Annotated in this window: 14 protein-coding genes, 1 tRNA gene and 3 pseudogenes; 7 read left to right on the plus strand and 11 right to left on the minus strand. The window is 68.4% G+C overall.

The genetic code is table 11. The annotated features are described in order from the left end of the window. Positions 1 to 252: 252 nt before the first annotated feature. Entirely contained in the window at positions 253 to 570 is a 318-nt protein-coding gene (locus ACFV9O_RS31405) for a recombinase family protein (protein ID WP_161559588.1), read from the plus strand. 76 nt (positions 571 to 646) lie between these two features. Beyond that, complete coding sequence (locus tag ACFV9O_RS31410; RefSeq protein ID WP_385423780.1) at positions 647 to 1,594, plus strand: recombinase zinc beta ribbon domain-containing protein; 948 nt, start codon at positions 647 to 649, stop codon at positions 1,592 to 1,594. On the opposite strand, the gene ACFV9O_RS31415 is transcribed toward ACFV9O_RS31410, so the two are convergent. The 4 genes from ACFV9O_RS31415 to ACFV9O_RS31430 form a co-directional block, all read right to left on the minus strand. After that, positions 1,573 to 1,660, minus strand: a tRNA-Leu gene (locus tag ACFV9O_RS31415). The two genes, ACFV9O_RS31410 and ACFV9O_RS31415, sit on opposite strands and share 22 nt — an antisense overlap. Positions 1,661 to 2,490: 830 nt before the next feature. Further along, positions 2,491 to 4,194, minus strand: coding sequence for a recombinase family protein (locus tag ACFV9O_RS31420; RefSeq protein WP_385423782.1), 1,704 nt, complete (start codon positions 4,192 to 4,194; stop codon positions 2,491 to 2,493). Positions 4,195 to 4,242: 48 nt separating this feature from the next. Then, the gene (gene ltrA, locus ACFV9O_RS31425; protein WP_385423784.1) at positions 4,243 to 5,910 is read right to left on the minus strand and encodes a group II intron reverse transcriptase/maturase; all 1,668 of its coding nucleotides are present in this window, start codon (positions 5,908 to 5,910) and stop codon (positions 4,243 to 4,245) included. 27 nt (positions 5,911 to 5,937) lie between these two features. Further along, entirely contained in the window at positions 5,938 to 6,105 is a 168-nt protein-coding gene (locus ACFV9O_RS31430; RefSeq protein ID WP_385423786.1) for a hypothetical protein, read from the minus strand. Between the two features lie 714 nt (positions 6,106 to 6,819). On the opposite strand from ACFV9O_RS31430, the gene ACFV9O_RS31435 reads away from it, so the two are divergent. Then, positions 6,820 to 8,172 (plus strand): IS256 family transposase, encoded by a 1,353-nt coding sequence (locus tag ACFV9O_RS31435; protein ID WP_385423788.1) that lies wholly within the window; start codon positions 6,820 to 6,822, stop codon positions 8,170 to 8,172. A 61-nt stretch (positions 8,173 to 8,233) separates the two neighbouring features. Here the strand turns inward: ACFV9O_RS31435 and ACFV9O_RS31440 are convergent, their stop codons facing one another. The 3 genes from ACFV9O_RS31440 to ACFV9O_RS31450 form a co-directional block, all read right to left on the minus strand. Next, complete coding sequence (locus ACFV9O_RS31440) at positions 8,234 to 8,746, minus strand: recombinase family protein (protein ID WP_385423790.1); 513 nt, start codon at positions 8,744 to 8,746, stop codon at positions 8,234 to 8,236. A 351-nt stretch (positions 8,747 to 9,097) separates the two neighbouring features. Then, on the minus strand, positions 9,098 to 9,484 hold the full coding sequence (locus ACFV9O_RS31445) for a VOC family protein (RefSeq protein ID WP_385423840.1): 387 nt from the start codon (positions 9,482 to 9,484) through the stop codon (positions 9,098 to 9,100). Then, positions 9,481 to 9,774, minus strand: a complete 294-nt coding sequence (locus ACFV9O_RS31450; protein ID WP_385423792.1) for an ArsR/SmtB family transcription factor — start codon at positions 9,772 to 9,774, stop codon at positions 9,481 to 9,483. Before ACFV9O_RS31450 ends, ACFV9O_RS31445 begins: the two co-directional genes overlap by 4 nt. 26 nt (positions 9,775 to 9,800) lie before the next feature. On the opposite strand from ACFV9O_RS31450, the pseudogene ACFV9O_RS31455 reads away from it, so the two are divergent. Then, positions 9,801 to 10,786, plus strand: a pseudogene (locus ACFV9O_RS31455) (IS630 family transposase). Positions 10,787 to 10,795: 9 nt separating this feature from the next. On the opposite strand, the gene ACFV9O_RS31460 reads toward ACFV9O_RS31455, so the two are convergent. After that, the gene (locus tag ACFV9O_RS31460; protein WP_385423794.1) at positions 10,796 to 11,302 is read right to left on the minus strand and encodes a GNAT family N-acetyltransferase; all 507 of its coding nucleotides are present in this window, start codon (positions 11,300 to 11,302) and stop codon (positions 10,796 to 10,798) included. Here ACFV9O_RS31460 and ACFV9O_RS31465 point away from each other — a divergent pair. Further along, a complete protein-coding gene (locus ACFV9O_RS31465) occupies positions 11,258 to 11,752 on the plus strand; it encodes a CoA transferase (protein ID WP_385423842.1) in 495 nt (164 codons plus the stop codon). The two genes, ACFV9O_RS31460 and ACFV9O_RS31465, sit on opposite strands and share 45 nt — an antisense overlap. A 222-nt stretch (positions 11,753 to 11,974) precedes the next feature. On the opposite strand, the gene ACFV9O_RS31470 is transcribed toward ACFV9O_RS31465, so the two are convergent. The 3 genes from ACFV9O_RS31470 to sucC form a co-directional block, all read right to left on the minus strand. Beyond that, positions 11,975 to 13,516 carry an aldehyde dehydrogenase family protein gene (locus ACFV9O_RS31470; protein WP_385423796.1) on the minus strand — a complete coding sequence of 514 codons (1,542 nt, stop codon included), beginning with the start codon at positions 13,514 to 13,516 and terminating at the stop codon, positions 11,975 to 11,977. A 127-nt stretch (positions 13,517 to 13,643) separates the two neighbouring features. Beyond that, positions 13,644 to 14,525 (minus strand): succinate--CoA ligase subunit alpha, encoded by an 882-nt coding sequence (sucD, locus tag ACFV9O_RS31475; protein WP_385423798.1) that lies wholly within the window; start codon positions 14,523 to 14,525, stop codon positions 13,644 to 13,646. A gap of 11 nt (positions 14,526 to 14,536) precedes the next feature. Next, a complete protein-coding gene (gene sucC, locus ACFV9O_RS31480; RefSeq protein WP_385423800.1) occupies positions 14,537 to 15,703 on the minus strand; it encodes an ADP-forming succinate--CoA ligase subunit beta in 1,167 nt (388 codons plus the stop codon). 297 nt (positions 15,704 to 16,000) lie between these two features. On the opposite strand from sucC, the pseudogene ACFV9O_RS31485 reads away from it, so the two are divergent. After that, a pseudogene (locus ACFV9O_RS31485) lies at positions 16,001 to 16,300 on the plus strand (CoA-binding protein); the annotation flags it as partial. Positions 16,301 to 16,522: 222 nt separating this feature from the next. After that, positions 16,523 to 17,866: pseudogene (locus tag ACFV9O_RS31490) on the plus strand (OFA family MFS transporter); the annotation flags it as partial. Positions 17,867 to 18,218: the final 352 nt, after the last annotated feature.

Raw genomic sequence — 18,218 nt, forward strand, 5'->3', positions numbered from 1 at the left:
CAACGAGCTTCGCTACTCGGAGAGTTGCGCGATGGCCGCCCCATGACCAGGGCCTATGCAGTGATCGCTGCTACACCACTCGGCGGGACACCATCTCCGTGTGCCTTCCCATGTGAACGAGCGGTGCTGACGGAGTACAACCTCGCGCTCTGACGCGACCACCAAGGAGCCGAGCAGACCGGCGACGCCTGGACGCCTGCCGAAGGTACGAACCCATCGCCGGTCTGCTCATCAAGCGTACGGAGAACAACGGTGAAGCCCTTGATCTACGGCTACATGCGGGTAGCCAGTGATGCGCCGGACGACGAGCTTGACGACATCGAGCAGCAGATGCGGCGCTTCGCGGAAGTCGAGGGCTTCTGCTACGCCACCACCTTCTACGAATGCCAGAACGGATCACAGGCAGCGTTCAACGAGCTGGCCGAAGAACTCCAACGCACCGAGTCGCATCACGTCGTCGTGCCGTCCATGAGCCACATCTCAGCTCACCCGATCTTGCTGGCTCACATGGTGCAGCGGCTGGAGTTGGACGCTGCTGCTCAAGTGGTTGAGCTGTGCGACGTGCGATGAACATGCACGACCTGCCGGCTTCGTCAGGTACGAGGGCGTCTGGTACGAAGGCCGGCATCCGGCGCTCATCGACACTGTGACCTTCGAGCAGGTGCAAGCCGTTCGGACCGCTCGTGCTGCGGCGCGGGAGAAGGTCCAGAAGCACCCGCACTACCTCAAGGGTTCGATCTTCTGTGGCCGGTGCAGCGGTCGGTTCGGCGTCATGAACGCGCGCAACCGCTGGGGCACGGTCTATCCGTACTTCTACTGTCTCGGCCGAGCCAAGAAGGAGGACTGCACGCAGTCAACGGTCCTGATCGCTGACGTCGAGGTGGCCATCGCGGACTACTGGTCTCGCATCCAGTTGTCCGAGAGCCGCATCGTAGCGATCCGTGAGCAGGTCATGGCCGCGCTTGTCGGCCGACAGCACAGCAACCGAGCCGAACTCGACAGACAGGAGAAGCGCAGGAAGACGCTGCAAAACCAACAGCTCAAGTTGATCGAGATGCGTTACGCCGACGCCATCTCGCTCGAACACCTGAAGTCTGAGCAGGAACGCATCACCCGCGAGCTTGCCCAGGCACAGCAGATCATCGACCAGTGCTCGACCGAGATCGAGGCTGTCATGAAGGTGGTCGAGGAGGCACTACTGCTCTGCGCCAACGCGCATCGGCTGTACCTCAGCGCTCCGCCCGACGTACGCCGACAGCTCAACCAAGCCGTCTTCGCCCGCCTCTGGATCATGGACGACCAGGTGCAGGGCGCGGACCTCACCGAGGGCTTCGCTCACCTTCTCGCCCCTGATCTTGCACGGCTTACAGAGGCGAAGGACGGCGAAGATACGAAGATCGAAACCCCTTCCCGCCCCGGTAAGGGTCGGGCGCGGTCCACCGGCGCAACGCGCCAATCTGGAACTGGTGCGGCCCAGGGACGCCATACAGCGGCCCCACGGCCCACTTCCCGCCGATACGACGAACCCCAGACCCAACCGGGACCGGGGTTCAAACGTGACCGTTTTGGTTTTGGTGTCCGAGGGGGGACTTGAACCCCCACGCCCGATAAAGGGCACTAGCACCTCAAGCTAGCGCGTCTGCCATTCCGCCACCCGGACCAGGTGTTTTTGTCGCTTCGCGGCGCGTTCCCCGCGGCGACACGGATAACTCTACCAGGGGTTCGAGGCGCCTCTGAACCGCATTTCTCGTGGTCAGTGGGGTGCGGGACGCGCCCGGTCGCCCCATCGGGGCCGGTGTCGCGTGGGTGCCGCGTCCGGCACACGCAGCGCGGTCGTACACGTACGGACGGTGATCCTCGTCAAGCCTCGCGGGATGAAGGCGTGTCCCTTCGATCAGATGACTCGTTGTTCTGGTCATGCTCAGCGGGGGGATCTGACCGACGGCGAGTGGGCGCCTCGATCCGCGCCCACCAGCACGCCGCCGGGGCCCCGATGGCCCCACCGCCGACACCGTTCAGTGCCCTAAAAGGGGCCGTAGAAAGATCAGTTCACGTGCGCGCGCACTTGCGCCTGCGTCCGTTCCTGGACGAGGCGGGGCGGCAGGGGGACGCTCGGCCGGTCCCCCGGCGGACTGACGACGAAGCTGCATCTGAGCGCGGACGGTAAGTGGCGTCCGTTGTAGCTGGTCATCACGCCGGAACAGCGGGCGGGCTGTACCCAGTTCGAAGCGGTGCTGGAGAAGATCCGTGGGCCCTGTACCGGCCTGGACCGCCCGCGCCGCGCCCCGTACAGCGTGGGCGCGGACAAGGCGTACAGCAACCGCACAACTCGTGCCTACCTGCGTAGGCGCGGCATCCGGCACGTGATCCCGGAGAAGAGGGACCAGCAACCGGACGTCGGCGTCGGGGCCGACAGGGGGAACCTCCAGGCTTCGATGCCGAGCGATACGAGAAGCGCAACACCGTCGAGAGGAGCAAGCCGCAGTGCTGTCATACCTGCGGCTCGATGGCATGGCTGTCGGTTCCTTCCGGTTCGGTGTTGAGGGTGGTCTGCTGATGGTGCAGCCAGGGGCGGCGGGTGTGCTGTCCTCGGGGCGTGAGGTGCAGGGTGCGTAGGCGTTCGACCTCGGCGGGGTCGGCGTGGATGACCCACATCCGGGGTGGGTCGGGCTGGCGGTGGGCGGTGACCCAGCCGCGCTCCACCCAGGAGTACAAAGTGACGCGTGACATGTCGAGTTCACGGGCGAGGTCGGTTAGCCACCACTCGTGCTCGCCGAGTGTCGGGGTCGCGCGTCGGGCGGTCTGGGGCTCGGCGGCACCGAGGGCGCCCATCAGGTCGCGCACTGCCTGCCGGCCGAAGGCCTGGCGGCGCTTGGGCGGGCGGAAGCCCTCCTGGTTGAGGCGGTCGGCGATCTGCTTGGCGGTGTGTCCGGCCGCGGCAAGCTCGGTGACCCGCGCGGTCAGCTGCGGGTAGTAGCTGAGCTGGGTCAGACAGGCCACCGGCCGCACCAGCTCCCCGTCGCTGCGGTGCCCGCCGGCCCAGACCACCTGCACCCGAACCCGTTCGCTGGTGCCGACCACTTCCAGGCGGACCTGCTCCACCAGATGCCTCACGAGCTGCTTACGGTCCGCGTCAGTGGTGGTGGCCGCATGCCAGATGGCGGGGATATCGGTGGCCAGCGCGCGGATCTGCTCGCGTTCGGCGGCGGTGAGGATGCGCGGGCGAGCGACGGTGAAGCGGTCGTACTCCTCGCCCAGTTTCTCCCGCTCGGCCAGTGCGGCTTCCCAGTCCTTCTCCAGCTGCCGCACCACCAGGCGGTTCTCGGGTTCGGCCAGCTGGTACTGGCGCCTGGCCCGGTCGGCTTGGTAGTCGGCCCGCTCCAGGCGCTGCCGCCAGATCCGGTCCACCTGTGCCCGGCGCTGTTCGACCTGTTCGGCCGCCGAGAGGCTGACCTCCAGCGCGGCCGGGGCCATCGCGGCCAGCAGCAGTCCGGTGATGTGCGCGTCCGCGCAGTCCCCGGCGAGTTGCTGGCACTGCCCGCCTCCGTAGTCGCTCTTCTCGCGGGAACAGACGTAGGCCGGGTGCAGCTTTCCACCGGCTCCGCGCTGGTAGCGCACCGTCATCCGCTTGCCGCAGCGGCCGCAGAACACCAGCCCGGTCAGCAGGGCCGGACCGTCACGCACCGCGCCCATGCTCTGGGACCTCGACCGGTTGGCGTCCATCCGCTGCCTGTTCCGCTCGTACTGCTCGACGCTGATATAGGACGGCAGCATCCCGGGCAGGAAGACGATCCAGTCCTCCCGGTCGGTCCGCACCCGTCCAGTGAACGGCCGCCCGGCCTGCCGCCGCCTGGGGTCCAGGGTGCTGCGGCCGTAGACGTAGATTCCAGCGTAGGCCGGGTTGCGGAGCATGTTCTGCACCCCGGCCCGACTGGGCCGGCGCCACTGCAACTCCCCGCGCTCGGGCCCCTCGCGCAACCGCACCCCGAGCTGGATATGGTTGTCGGCCAGAAAACACAGCACCGCGTTGACCGTGCCGAACCGCTCGAACAGGTCGAAGACCAGGTGCACCACGGCCTGCACCTGGTCGTCCGGGTCCAGCACCACCTCGCCCGAAGGGCGGCGCACGAAGCCGACCGGCAACGGCACCGCCAGCTCACCGCGCCGGGCCTTGGCCAACCGCCCGGACCACATCCGCTGCTTGATCAGATGCAGTTCGGCCTGTCGGGTAGCGGCGGCGCATTACTCCCCCCCCGCCCCCTCAGAACCGTGCGGGCGGGTCGTCCCCGCACACGGCTCAAGCAGGCCCGATGGCTCACAGGCGGGCAGAAGTGCGGGCCCGCTGCCAGCAGCGGCGAGCCGCCGTCGGCAGTGGGCGTGCAGGAGAGCGGTGGGTGATGCGTCCGGCCTGCCCGGCCCGGTGACGATCGCCTTGCGGGTGATCGCTTTTCGGGTCGCCCGCAGCCACTGCTCCCACTCGGTGGGGCTGGTGGGCGGGTCGTCGGCGTGCAGAAGCAGCGCCCCGCAGACCGGACAGCGGCCGTTCTGGCGTTTGAGCAGGTGCCAGTCGGTCTTGTCGATCAGAGGGATCACGGCCTTGCGCCGACGCTGGGCCCAGTACTCGGCCAGAACCGGGTCGTCCGGGGACGCCCCGAGCTTGACGAGCTGGTGCCGGACGATCTTCGTCCACCCGAACTTGGTGAGGAACCGTCCGCTGGCCCGGTCTCCGAAGACCCACCGGTCACCCCGGCGGGGGTTGAAGGCTCCGAAGTAGCGGTGCACGATCCAGTCCCTCGACTTGTTCGCGTGTTCGTGCTTGGCCCACTTGTAGGCGAGCTGCCACATATAGAAGTCCAGCGAGTTGAACACTGCGTTGGACACCCCGATCCGGAAGTAGGCGGACCATCCCCGGATGATCGGGTTCAAGGTCCTGATCACCGCGTCGGCGTTGGACCCGCGCAGGTCCTTCATCTCGGCGGCGAGCCGTTTCCGGATGCGCTTGATGGAGGCTTCGCTGGGTTTGATCAGCAGCTTCCGGTTGCGATACAGCCTGATGTGGAAGCCCAGGAAGCAGAAGCCCTCGGTGAGCTGGACAATTCGCGTCTTGTCCTCGTTGAAGGCCAGCCCTCTCGGTTCCAGCCAGGCGGCGAGCCGCTGCTTGACCTCTTCGGCCTGCTCACGGCTGTAGCACATCGCCACCAGATCGTCTGCGTACCTCACCAGCACGGGGCTCTTCCGCATCACGCTCCCGGCGTTGTGCCCGGTCGTGCGGTAGCGGACCCCGGCGGCCTCCTCCATTCCGTGCAGAGCCACGTTCATCAGCGCGGGGCTGATCACACCGCCCTGGGGAGTCCCCTCCCCAGTTGGGGTGAGCCGACCGTCCTCGACCACACCGGCTCGCAACCACTGCGCGATCAGTTCCCGCGCGGGGAACTTACCGAGCTGGCGGAGAAGGTGATCATGGTTGATTCGGTCGAATGCCGCCACCAGGTCCGCGTCGAGTACCCATGCCCGCCTGGGGTTGGGCCCCTTGCCGGTCAGGTAGATGGACTCGATCGCGTCATGGCAGCCACGGCCGGGCCTAAATCCATAGGACCTCGGCTCGAACCGTGCCTCCCACTCGGGCTCCAGTGCCCCAAGGACCACAGCCTGAAGGCAGCGGTCCAAGATCACGGGAATGCCGAGCGGGCGCCGACGCCCATCGGGCTTCGGCACGTACACCCGTCTGACGGGCTTGGTCGTCCACGGCTTAGAGCGGTGCTGCACCCAGTCGGCCACTTCGGCCTTCCCGGGTGCGGTCAGCACCACCTGGCCGTCGACGCCCGCCGTCTCGCGGCCAGCGTTGACCTCCGTCACCCGCCGCACCGCATGCAGTGCGTTGGCGCGGGAACGGAGCATCAGCTTCTGCAAGTTGCGGACCTTCTTCAGGTCCCCTGCCTACGATGCCGTGAAGATCCTCTGCCGCAGGCGCCGTACGTCGTCATCCACCCGCTGCCAGTCGATCGACAGCCAGTCGGTGACATCGTCCTCGGGTCCGTTCACCGCCGCGACCGCGGGCACGGCGGCATGCGCCGCCTCGCCCGGTTCCGTCGTCTCGGTGTCCAACTTGTCCCTCGGTTCCGTCGCTTTCGGCTTTCTCACTTCACAGGCCCACCAGACCCACGTCAGCACCCTTTCGGGTTCGGGCTGCGGCCCGTATCCGGCCGGTTATACGGGACGACCGGCGGAGGGGCCGGTCATTGTGTCCCGCGTTCCCGCTGCCTTTCGGCCGCCGGCATTCGCTTCTTGGGTCCTCCTGTTCCCGCCGGGGAGTTGAGCTCTCCTCACGGTCGGCCGACCGCATACCTTGGGGTGTACGGACCCCGACGGGGTTTCCGCGTTGCACACGTACGAGATCCGACTGGGGTGGGCGCCCCCTATATCCCGGGAACAGCGGTGTCCTACGGCCGCATGTCGCGTCCCACGGCCGCCGCTTGCCGCCTCTCAACGGCTGGTTCCTGGACTCCGGTGGTGCTGTCCATCATCCGGAGCTGATACCTGACGAGACATCAACCAGGAGTTCACTCGTCGTTCGCCCGGCCAGTCTTCCCCTTCGCCTGTGGTCCCCAGATGGCACGGGGCGCCCTTGGGCTTGACCCCCTGAGCTCCGCACCCCGCAGTTACCCGCGACGCACGTCAGGGTGGGGACGGACCTTGGACACTGGTCCGGAACTACACCCCTTCAACTCAACAGGTCGCGTCCGGGTGTCGGTGGAAAAGAGGACACGAGCGTAAGTTCCGTGCAGAACCTGCCAGTTCGCACGAGGGAGACCCACGCTCGTGTCCCGACGAGTATCGCCCATCGAGGCCATCCGTGCCGAGATCGACGCCCTGTTCACCGGTGACCGTGACCTGGTCGAGGTCCTGGAGGACGTGGCCCGGCTCGGTGCCCGCCTGATCATCCAGACCGCGATGGAAGCCGAGGTCGACGCCTTCCTGGGTCGTGCCCGCTACCAGCGCGCCGGTGCGGCCGTCGACGCCGACGGCCAGGTCACGGCCCGCGCTGGGCACCGCAACGGGCACTGTCCGACCACCGTGAAGACGACCGCGGGCCCGATCACGGTGGCCCGGCCGAAGCTGCGCGGAACCACGGAGAAGTTCGCCTCCCGCCTCTTCGGGACGCACGTCACCCGCACTCACGCCCTCGAAGCGCTGGTCATCGCGTCCTTCGTTCGGGGGATGTCGGTCCGCGACGTGGAGGCCGCCCTGGCCGACGCGCTCGGCCCGGAGGCTGCGCTGTCGAAGTCGACCGTCTCGGCGATCTGCACCCAGATCGCGGGCGAGTTCGACGTCTGGCGCCGCCGTGACCTGGCCGGCATCCAGCTGGACTACCTGTTCCTGGACGCCTCGCACTTCAAGATGCACGACGGGCACGCGGCCGAGCCCGTGCTGGCGGCCTGGGGAATCACCACCGAGGGCAAGCCCGTCTTCGTCGGCCTGGACTCCGCCAACAGCGAGTCGACCGACGCCTGGCACGGGTTCTTGACCGATCTGGCCGACCGAGGGCTCGTCTCGCCGCTGCTGGTGATCTCCGACGGGGCGAAGGGCCTGATCAGCGCGGCCGAACAGGTCTTCCCCAAGGCCCTGAGGCAGCGGTGCACGATTCACAAACTGCGCAATGTCCTCGCGAAGATCAGCAAGGACGACCAGGAGACCGTCCGCGCCGAGTTCTGGGACTGCTTCGACACCAGCAGCGAGGACCTGATGGACATCGAGCCGGGCCAGCGGCTCGTCGAGGCCGTCCAGCAGCGCATTACCGCGTTCATCGGCAAGTGGGCCGGCACCTACCCGGCCGCGATGCGGGCGATGGAGGCCGACCGGGCCAGTCTCACCGTCTACCTGCGGTTTCCCGCCGAGCACCACAAGCGGATCCGGCACTCCAACTTCATCGAGCGGACCTTCGGCGAGACTCGCCGTCGGGTCAAGGTCATCGGCCGGTTCCCCGGCGAGACCTCCTGCGTGAGCCTCATCTGGGCCGTCCTGGACCGCGCCGCACGCGGCTGGCGCGGCTTCACCATGACACCCAGGGCCCTGCGCACCCTGCAAGACCTCCGCCGAGCCCTGCTCGAACCGCCAACCCCGCTCTACAAGACACCCGTTGAGATCGCCACGACAATCGAGGACGCCGCGTAACATGACCCCCACGGAACTACCGCGTCGAGCCCTTTTCCACCGCTCCGCGGACGCGACCCCTTCAACATCGAACCTCCATCAGTGAGTTCACTCGTATCGTGCGCCCTCGCGTCGCACCACTGATCGTGCCCTTCAGCCCCAGCAGCAACCGGTCATTGTGGTCCGCCGGGTCATAGACCCCGTCGGGGTCCGCGAGCAGGGCCCCCAACAGCGCGCACAGCTCCAGGAGTTGATGCCACTCCCGGCCGGACCGGGCCAGCCGGGACATCTCGATCCCCAGCACGATCCCCACATGGTCCAACCCGACCTCGGAGACCAGGCGCTGGAAACCGGGCCGGACATCCGCCCCCGACGCCGAGTGCCCCAGGTCGTCATCGATCACCACCACCCTCGACGGCGCCCACCCCAGCCCGACCGCCCGCCCGGCCAGCCCATACTGCAACCGCGTGGACTCCTGATGGTCAACGACCTGCTGCGCCGTTGACTGACACACATACACCACCGCCAGGCGGTCACGATGCCACGCCTGGACCTTGCCCTCCAACCGCTCCCACGGCCTGACCGGCATGCTCATCCCGCTCACCCCCGTCCCCGGTCACCCGCAGCGGCGCCTGCGACGCCATCCGCTCCACCAGCAGACCCAGCAGCCGCTGAACGACCACCCGGTTCACCTCCGGGAACGACCCCCACGACGGGATGCCCGTCCGCGGGACCGGGGTCTGGGGGGCACAGCCGCGGGCCCACCCCCCTCACCCGTCACAGCCCGCGCGTCCCGCACCCGACGGACGGCCGTGACCAGCGCCAACAGGCCATCAACGCCGATGATGGGGGCATTCCCCGCCCCCGACTCGTCTATGTCTGCAGTGCGGCTTGCTCCTTGAGCGCACGATCAACAAACTGAAGCGGCTGGCGCTGCGCCGGGTCCTTACTTGCTGTGCACGATCTGGATCAGGTTGCCGCAGGTGTCGTCCAGAACCGCAGTGGTGACCGGGCCCATCTCCAGCGGCTCCTGGGTGAAGTGCACCCCGAGCTCGCGCAGCCGGTTGAACTCCGCTTGTACGTCGTCCACGGCGAAGGAGGTGGCCGGGATGCCGTCCTCGACCAGTGCCGTCTTGTACGGCTGCACCGCGGGATGACCGGAGGGCTCAAGCAGCAGTTCGGTCCCGTCGGGATCTTCCGGCGAGACCACGGTCAGCCACCGGTCCTCGCCCAGCGGGACATCGTGCTTCTTCACGAAGCCCAGCACGTCGGTATAGAAACGCAGGGCTTTGTCCTGGTCATCGACGAAGACGCTGGACAGGTGGATCTTCATGGGGTGGTCTCCGGTGTATCGGGCCTGAGCCATCGGGTCACGATGAGCTCAAGGGGTTCGGTGTTCAGGTCGTGGAACTTGTAGCGGCCCTGGCGCCGCGAAAGGATCAGACCCGCGGATTCCAGTACAGCCAGGTGCTGGCTGATCGCCTGGCGGGACAGCCCCAGACCGTGCTTGGTCACCAGCCGTGTGCAAATCTCGAACAGGGTCTGGCCGTCCCGTTCCACCAGCTCATCAAGGATGCGCCGGCGGGTGGGGTCGGCCAGTGCCTTGAAGACATCCTCCGCCATGGCCAACACCATAGGCAAGCGACTGCTTGCCTATCAAGTCTGGCGCTCAGGCCGACGAGGACACCGTTCGCGATGTGATCCACCGCTTCAACGAGATCGGTCTGGCCTGCCTGGAACCCTCGGTGGGCGGGATGCCGTCCCCGCCTGCTCAGTGATGACGACGAGGAGGACGAGGACTTCGTCATCCAGACGGCCACCACCCGCCCGACCAAGCTCGGCCAGCCCTTCATGCGCTGGTCGATCCGCAAACTCGCCGCCTACCTGCGCAAAGTCCATGGCCGGGTGATCCGCATCGGCCGCGAGGCATTACGCTGACTGCTCGCCCGCCGCGGGGTCACCCTCCAGCGCACCAAGACGTGGAAGGAGTCTCCCGATCCCGACCGTGAGGCGAAGCTGGACCGGATCGAGGAAGTCCTGGACCGCTTCCCGGACCGGATCTTCGCCTTCGACGAATTCGGCCCGCTCGGGATCCGGCCCACCGGCGGCAGCTGCTGGGCTGAGCAGGTCAGGCCCGACCGGCTGCCCGCCACCTACCACCGCACTCACGGGGTGCGGTACTTCCACGGCTGCCACTCCGTCGGCGACGACACCATGTGGGGCGTCAACCGCCGCAGGAAGGGCGCCAGGAACACGCTGGCCGCACTGAAGTCGATCCGCGCCGCCCGGCCCTACGGCGCCTCGACCTATGTGATCTTGGACAACCTGTCCGCCCACAAAGGCGCCGACATCCGCCGCTGGGCAAAGAAGCACAAGGTCGAACTGTGCTTCACCCCGACCTATGCGTCCTGGGCCAACCCGATCGAGGCCCACTTCGGACCGCTGCGGCAGTTCACCCCACCACCGCAACCACACCGCCCAGACCCGCGCCCTGCACGCCTATCTGCGCTGGCGCAACAGGAACGCCCGCCACCCCGACGTCCTGGCCGCCGAACGCCGCGAACGCGCCCGCGCCCGCGCCCGCAGCGAGAAAGGCATCCGCTGGGGCGGCAGACCCCTGCTTGAGGCGGCATGACCCCACGTATCACTGCCGAGAAATGATCTTGATCATGGTGTCGGAGTCCGGCCCCGATTCCACGGTCGTGAAACCTTCGTCGGCGTACAGGCCGCGTGCGCGATTTGCCCGCTCGACGCTCAGGCACATCCGGGTGAGGCCGCTTGCCCCAGCTTGCCGGGCCATCTCGGTCAACAACGCGCGTCCCACTCCCTTTCCCCGCCACTGGGGGACGACGCCCAGGGAGAGCTCTGGCACGTCCGCGGCCACGAAACCGTAGCCGGGATCGTCGGCGCTGAACAGGCGGAGCCACGCGGCGCCGATCGGCTGCCCGCCAGTGTCGACGGCGACCGCCCCGAGATCACCCGCCCGAGGCCAACCCTCGACATAGTGGGCTGTCAAGCGGTCTCCCAGGACCTGCTCACGGCCGACCTGCTGCCGAGCGGGGTCCCAGTTCACAGCAGCTACCAGCATGTCCGCGAGGAACTCCGCATCGTCGTCCGTGGCTGTCCGCAACGAAAATCCGCTGTCGCTCATACGGCAGATCCTCTACGACCAGTCGTCAGGCCGCACCACCCACCCGGCGAACCTTCCCGGTCACAGCACTACGCGCACGCCGCGGGCTTCCGCGGCGACTCCGACAGGGCCGACGCCGCCGGCTTCGACGAGACCGTGCAGGCCGCATCCGGGCTCGTCGACATCGCCGACCGCGCGCTGGGCACGCCGCTCTACCTGCCGACCATCCTCGCCGACAAGGTCTCCGGTCTGACCATCGCCTACAGCGTGCTCGCCGCCCTGGTGTACCGGACCAGGACCGGACCCGGGCAGCAGATCGAGATCCCGATGGCCGACACCCTGATCACGTTCAACCAGGTGGAGCACCTCGCAGGGCACACGTTCGAGCCGGCGACGGGCCCCACGGGCTACGCGAAGTCGCCGTCGAGCACCACAGGGCGCGGCGCACCAAGGACGGCCTGGCCGCCGTGATCCCGTACAACCCGCAGAACTACCGCGACTTCTTCGCCGCCGCCGGCCGTCCGCCTGCCGGAAACGAACCGGCTGCAGAACATGACCCTGATCGTCGGCAAGTCGATCACCGGGCAGAGCGCCTTCGTATGAGGCGCAGCCCCCCGTCCCGTCCCGGCCCGCCACGGCAGGCCGGGACGGACCCACGCAAGGACCGGTGCCCGCGCAGTGCCCCGCCCCAGGTCAGGCGTTGAGCTGGTAATCGGGGAAGTTGCCGGGCAACCGCTCGCCCTCCCCGCCCACCGTGACCGCCTTCACCAGCAGCTCCCCGCCGACGAAGGCACCGCGCCACGACGCCCCGAAGCCGCCGAAGAGCTCCTCGCGGTCACCGCGCGAGCGCGGCTTTCCGCGGCCCACCTTGAATGCGCGGATCTGCGGTGAGAGCCGGTCGAACGTCTCCGGGTCGTCGGTGGAGAGGGTGGCGACGAGGGCGCCGTTGGAGGCATTCATCGCGGCGAGCAGCTCCGCCTCCGTGTCGACGAGGACGATCGTGTCGACCGGGCCGAACGGTTCCGCGTGGTGCAGCGGTGAGGACGGCGGCGGGCCCAGGAGGGTGACCGGGGCGACGTAGGCGCTGGTGTCCTGGCCGGGCAGGAAGTGGCCGTCCGCCAGGGAGCCGCGGTGGAGCGGAACGGCTCCCCGGTCGATGGCCTCGGCGACCTGATCGGTCAGCTCCTTGGCCTTGCCCGCGTTGATGAGGGGGCCGAAGTCCAGCTCGGGCAGCGGGTCGGCGGGGTCCGCGACCGCGAGGGGGTGGCCCAGGCGGATGGAGCGGACGGCCGGCAGATACGCGGCGAGGAAGTCCGCGAACGCACTGCGCTGGACGACGAAGCGCGGGTACGCGGTGCAGCGCTGTTTGCCGTAGTCGAAGAGCTTGGGGACGACTGCGGTGAGGGCGTCCCAGTCGGAGTAGTTCCAGATGCCCCAGGTGTTGAGGCCTTCCTGTTCGAGGATGTGGGGCTTGCCGAGGTCGGCGACGGCGGTGGCGATGCGGGCGCCGGTGTCGCGGCCGCCGACGAAGGAGACGCAGCCGATCTCGGGTGCGCGGACGAGGGCTTCGGAGAGCTCGCTGCCGCTGCCGCTGACCAGCGTGACGGGGATGCCCTCGCGGGCGGCGAGGGCACACGCCAGGGTGAGGCAGGACAGACCGCCGTCGGTCGGGGTCTTGGCGATGACCGCGTTCCCGGCGAGTGCCTGGACGAGCATCGCGTGGACGAGGACGGACATCGGGTAGTTCCAGCTGGCGATGTTGGAGACCGGGCCGTCGAGGGGCGCGCGGCCGTCGAGCATGCCGTCGATCCCCTCGACGTACCAGCGGACGCCGTCGATCGCCCGGTCGACGTCGGCCTGCGCCAGCCGCCACGGCTTGCCGATCTCGTGGACGAGGAGCAGCGAGAGCAGTTCTCGGTGCTCGGCGAGGGCGTCGAGGGTGGCGGCGACGCGGGCGCGCCGCTCGGCGAGGGGGATGTGACGCCAGGCGCGGTGCCGGTCGAGCGAGGCGCGGACGGCCCGGTGGGCGGCGGCCGCGTCGACGCGTGGCGGGCCGGCGATGGGGCCGCCGTCGACCGGGCTGGTGGCAGACAGGGCACGGCCGTCTGCCTGCCAGCGGCCGTCCCAGAGGTTGAGGACACGGTCCTCGTGGAAGGCCTCGGGGGCGGCGGTCAGGCAGCGCTGCCAGGCGTCGCCCCAGGACGTACCGGGCTTCAGGGTGAGGGTGGATGCCATGGGTGTTCTCCGCTCTCGGTGCACATTCGGGCGGGAGGGGTGATGGCTTTCAGGCACAAACGTACTGATCCCTGCCCATCAGGCGTCCATCCGTCGCGTCACGTGTGGGTGACATCACCCGTTGTTGTCACCGCTCGAGGTGCTCACGTACCAGGCGAGCGGTCTCACTGGGCGTCGAGCCGACCTTCACCCCCGCCGCCTCCAGAGCGGCCTTCTTCGCCTCCGCGGTGCCGGAGGAGCCGGAGACGATGGCGCCGGCGTGGCCCATGGTCTTGCCCTCGGGTGCCGTGAAGCCGGCGATGTAGGCGATGACGGGCTTGGAGATCCGTTCCCGGACGTAGGCCGCCGCACGTTCCTCGGCGTCTCCTCCGATCTCGCCGATCAGCACGATGAGTTCGGTGTCCGGGTCGGCCTCGAAGGCGGCGAGGCAGTCGATGTGGGTCGTACCGATGACCGGGTCGCCGCCGATGCCGACCGCCGACGAGAAGCCGATGTCCCGCAGCTCGTGCATGAGCTGGTAGGTCAGCGTGCCCGACTTGGAGACGAGTCCGATGCGACCCGGTGCCGGGGCGATGTCGGCGGGAATGATCCCGGCGTTGGATTGTCCGGGGCTGATGAGACCGGGACAGTTGGGGCCGATGATGCGCGTCCCACGCTCCCGCGCGTACGCCGTGAACGCGACGGCATCGTGGACGGGTACGCCCTCGGTGATGACAACGGCGAGCCCGATGCCCGCGTCCGCCGCCTCCGTGACGGCCGCGCCGGTGAAGGCCGGGGGGACGAAGACGACGGTCATGTCCGCCCCGGTGGCGTCGACGGCTTCGCGGACGGAGCCGAAGACGGGGACGGTGCGGTCGTCGAAGTCGACCGTACGGCCCGCCTTGCGCGGGTTGACGCCGCCGACGACCTCCGTGCCGGAAGCGAGCATCCGGCGGGTGTGCTTCATTCCTTCGGCTCCGGTCATGCCCTGAACGAGGACTTTGCTGTCCTTGGTGAGAAAGATGGCCATGTCAGGTCTCCTCAACGGGCGGTGGCGGGGGAGGTGGCAGCGGGGGAGGCGGCTCGGGTGGCGAGGGCCGCGGCCTGCCGCGCCGCGCCGTCCATCGTGGTGGCCTGCTGTACGAGCGGATGGGCGCGGTCGTGGAGGATGGCGCGCCCGCGCGCCGCGTTGTTGCCGTCCAGTCGTACGACGAGCGGCTTCGTCAGCCGGACGGTCTCGAGGGCGGTGACGATGCCGTCGGCGACCGCGTCGCAGGCAGTGATGCCGCCGAAGACGTTGACGAGGACGGACTCGACCCCGGGGTCGGCCAGGACGACGGACAGGACGTCGGCCATGACCTGAGCCGATGCCCCTCCCCCGATGTCGAGGAAGTTGGCCGGCCGGGCTCCGCACCCGGCGACGACGTCAAGGGTCGACATGACGAGTCCGGCGCCGTTGCCGATGATGCCGACCTCGCCGTCGAGCCGTACGTAGTTGAGGCCCTTCTCGGCCGCGGCGGCCTCCAGGGGGTCCTCGTGGCTGCTGAGGTCGTCGCCCCAGCGAGCCTGGCGGAAACGGGCGTTGTCGTCGAGGGTGATCTTTCCGTCGAGGGCGAGGACGTCCCCTGTGGCCGTGCGCACAAGGGGGTTGACCTCGACGAGGAGGGCGTCCTCCTCCGTGAGGACGGTCCACAGTTTGCGCAGGACGGGCGCAGCGGCGGGCGGGAGCCCGGCTGCGGCGGCGATCTCGGCGGCCTTGTCGTCCGTGACGCCCTCGGCGGGGTCGACGGGGATGCGGGCCACGGCCTCGGGCCGGGTGGCGGCGACCTCCTCGATGTCCATGCCGCCCTCGGCGGAGGCGATGGCGAGGAAGCGGCCCGCAGCGCGGTCGAGGACGTACGAGACGTAGAACTCGGCTTCGATGTCGACGGGTTGGGCGAGCATCACCTTGCGTACCGTGTGGCCCTTGATGTCCATGCCGAGGATCCGGCGGGCGGTGAGCTCGGCGGCGGCCGGGTCGGCGGCGAGCTCGACGCCGCCCGCCTTGCCACGGCCGCCGGTCTTGACCTGCGCCTTGACGACGACGCGGCCGCCGAGGTCTTCGGCGACGTGACGGGCGTCGCCGGCCGAGTCGACGGTCTCGGCGTCGGGTACGGCGATTCCGTACTGCTGGAAGATCTCGCGCGCCTGGTACTCGAAAAGATCCATTCCGGCTCCTGCCTAGGAAAGTGCCGCTGGCCCCTTGGACACCACCCACCGGATGCGGGATAACAAGGTTCATACAGTATTCGTAGACTGTATGCAATCTTGCGAGAGCTCAGGCGCGGGCGCCTCGACGCAGCGAGGCACACGTCCCGAGAGCGCCGCAACTCCCCGACGAACCGGACGGCGGTGACGAGGAGTTGCCGCTGCTCAGGACAAGCCGCTCCTCAGGACAAGCGGAGTGATCCAATGACATACGACGTCGAGAATGCGATCCGGGAGTTGCTCGACTCCGTTCACGCCGAGCGGGGCAAGATCGGCAATGCGGTGCCGCACAACCTCGTCGACGGCGGCTTCTCGGAAGAGATCCATCCGGTGACCCCCAAGGCCGATGACTTTCTGGGCCGCAAGGCGTACAAGAGTGTCACCGACGTTCCTGGTGAGGTGGATGTGGCGGTCTTCGCGGTCCCCGCCATGTATGTCGCAGCGACACCGGAAGATGCGGGACGCAAGCGGATCCCGAACGCCGTCCTGATCCCCTCCGGCTTCGCCGCGACCGGTGAACAGGCCCTCCAGGAGCAGCTCGTGGCCATGTGGCCGCGCCTTCCTGGAGGTCGCACGGGCGACCGTGCCCAAGAAGCCGGTCGTGGTGCCGGGGGCGAAGTACGCCCGGGCGCGGGCGGCGGGACTGCTGGGTGGTGGTCGATGAGCTGAGCGGCGGCATGACCCATGGGGCCCGTGGACCCAGTTGGTCACGGGCCTCGGCACGAGGAGTACGGCAGGGGGCGCCGTCCCGGCTTCTTCGACGCGAGGGGTTCGATCGACATGGCGACAACAGACATCATCACGCCCGTCCCCCACAGGGAGGTGACGGACGCGAACGGCCGGGTGTACCGCATCGGCGAGTCCGATGTGGACATCATGGGCCGCAAGCGGAAATGGATGGTCATTCTGCCGTGGGTCGGCATGATGGGCATCAGTTCGGCGGAGTACGCGTTCGCCTCCGCCGAGGAGACCCTGCACACGGCGCACCATTGGGGCAACCAGCACATCTTCTGGATGCTCGGGGTGTGGGTGTTCTTCCAGGCGGCGGTGGCCTTCCCGGCGGGGAAGCTGCGGGAGAGCGGAAAGCTGCCGGCGCGGTGGGCGATGATGCTGGGTGCACTGGGCACCTTGCTGGGCTATCTGTCGCTCGCGTTCGCGCCGCACGTCGTGGTGGCGTACGTCGGTTACGGCATGTTCAGCGGTATGGGCGCGGGCATGGTCTATGCGACGTGCGTGAACATGGTCGGCAAGTGGTACCCGGAGCGCAAGGGCGGCAAGACCGGTTTCGTCAACGGTGGGTTCGCATACGGTTCGGTGCCGTTCGTCTTCATCTTCACCGGCTACATGGACCTGACGAATTTCCGTTGGGTGCTGGTCTCGGTGGGTGTGTTCCTGGCGGGCGTGGTGGCCGCTGCGGGATTCTTCTTCCAGGATCCGCCGAAGAACTGGTGGCCCGCCGAGGTCGATCCGCTGCGGAAGCCGGACGACCCACGGGCGCGTCGGGCGCTGGAGAAGAACCCGCCGGCGATCAAGCAGTACACGCCGACGGAAGCCTGGCGGACGGGCCGGGTGGCGCTGATGTGGTTCTGCCTGCTCTGTACGTCGGGCGTGAACATCTTCGGCATCGCCTTCCAGGTGCCGTTCGGTGACCAGGCCGGTTTCGCGGGCGGGATCGTGGCCACCGCGATGTCGCTCAAGGCCATCGTGAACGGTACGGGGCGCGGGGTCATCGGCTGGCTTTCGGACCGTTACGGCCGCAAGCAGTGCCTGATCTTCGTCTGCATCGTGCTGGGCCTGTCCCAGTACGGGATTCTCTGGTCGGGCAGCATCAACAACCTGCCGCTGTTCCTGCTGTTCTCGAGCATCTCCGGCTTCGGAGGCGGCGCGATCTTCCCGATGTTCGCGGCGATGACGGCCGACTACTTCGGCGAGAACAACAACGCGTCGAACTACGGCCTGGTCTACAGCTCGAAGCTGGTGTCGGGTCTGCTGGGGTCGGGCATGGGCGCCGTGGTCGTGGCTGCGTGGGACTACGAGGGCGCTTTCATCCTCGCCGGTTCCATATCGCTGTTCGCGGGCTGTGTGGCGGTGTTCCTGCATCCGCCGGGCCGGCCGCAACTCCGCCAGGGCGGCCGGGACTTCACGCAGGCAGATCCGGTACACCGTCTGCCGGTCGGCGGCCCGCACCTCGTGGCTGACCGCCCGCTGGGCCCAGAACGCTTCCCCGGGGCCGAGGAAACGGGCGTCGCCGCCGTGCAGCGCCGACAGGGCGCCGTCCGGTGACCAGTAGAGCTGGTGCAGGAAGTCCTGCCGGGCGATGGCGCCGAACTCCAGCGGCCCCTCGGACTGGTAGCGCAGCACGAAGATGCCCTCCGGGCGCCCCAGGCCGTAGCCGTACTCCTGGCAGCGCACCGGATCCTCTCCTCGCTGTCCCCCGAGCGACACAACGCGTCCTTTCAGCGACACACCTGGCGGG

Source organism: Streptomyces sp. NPDC059909 (assembly GCF_042730885.1).
Taxonomy (GTDB): Bacteria; Actinomycetota; Actinomycetes; order Streptomycetales; family Streptomycetaceae; genus Streptomyces.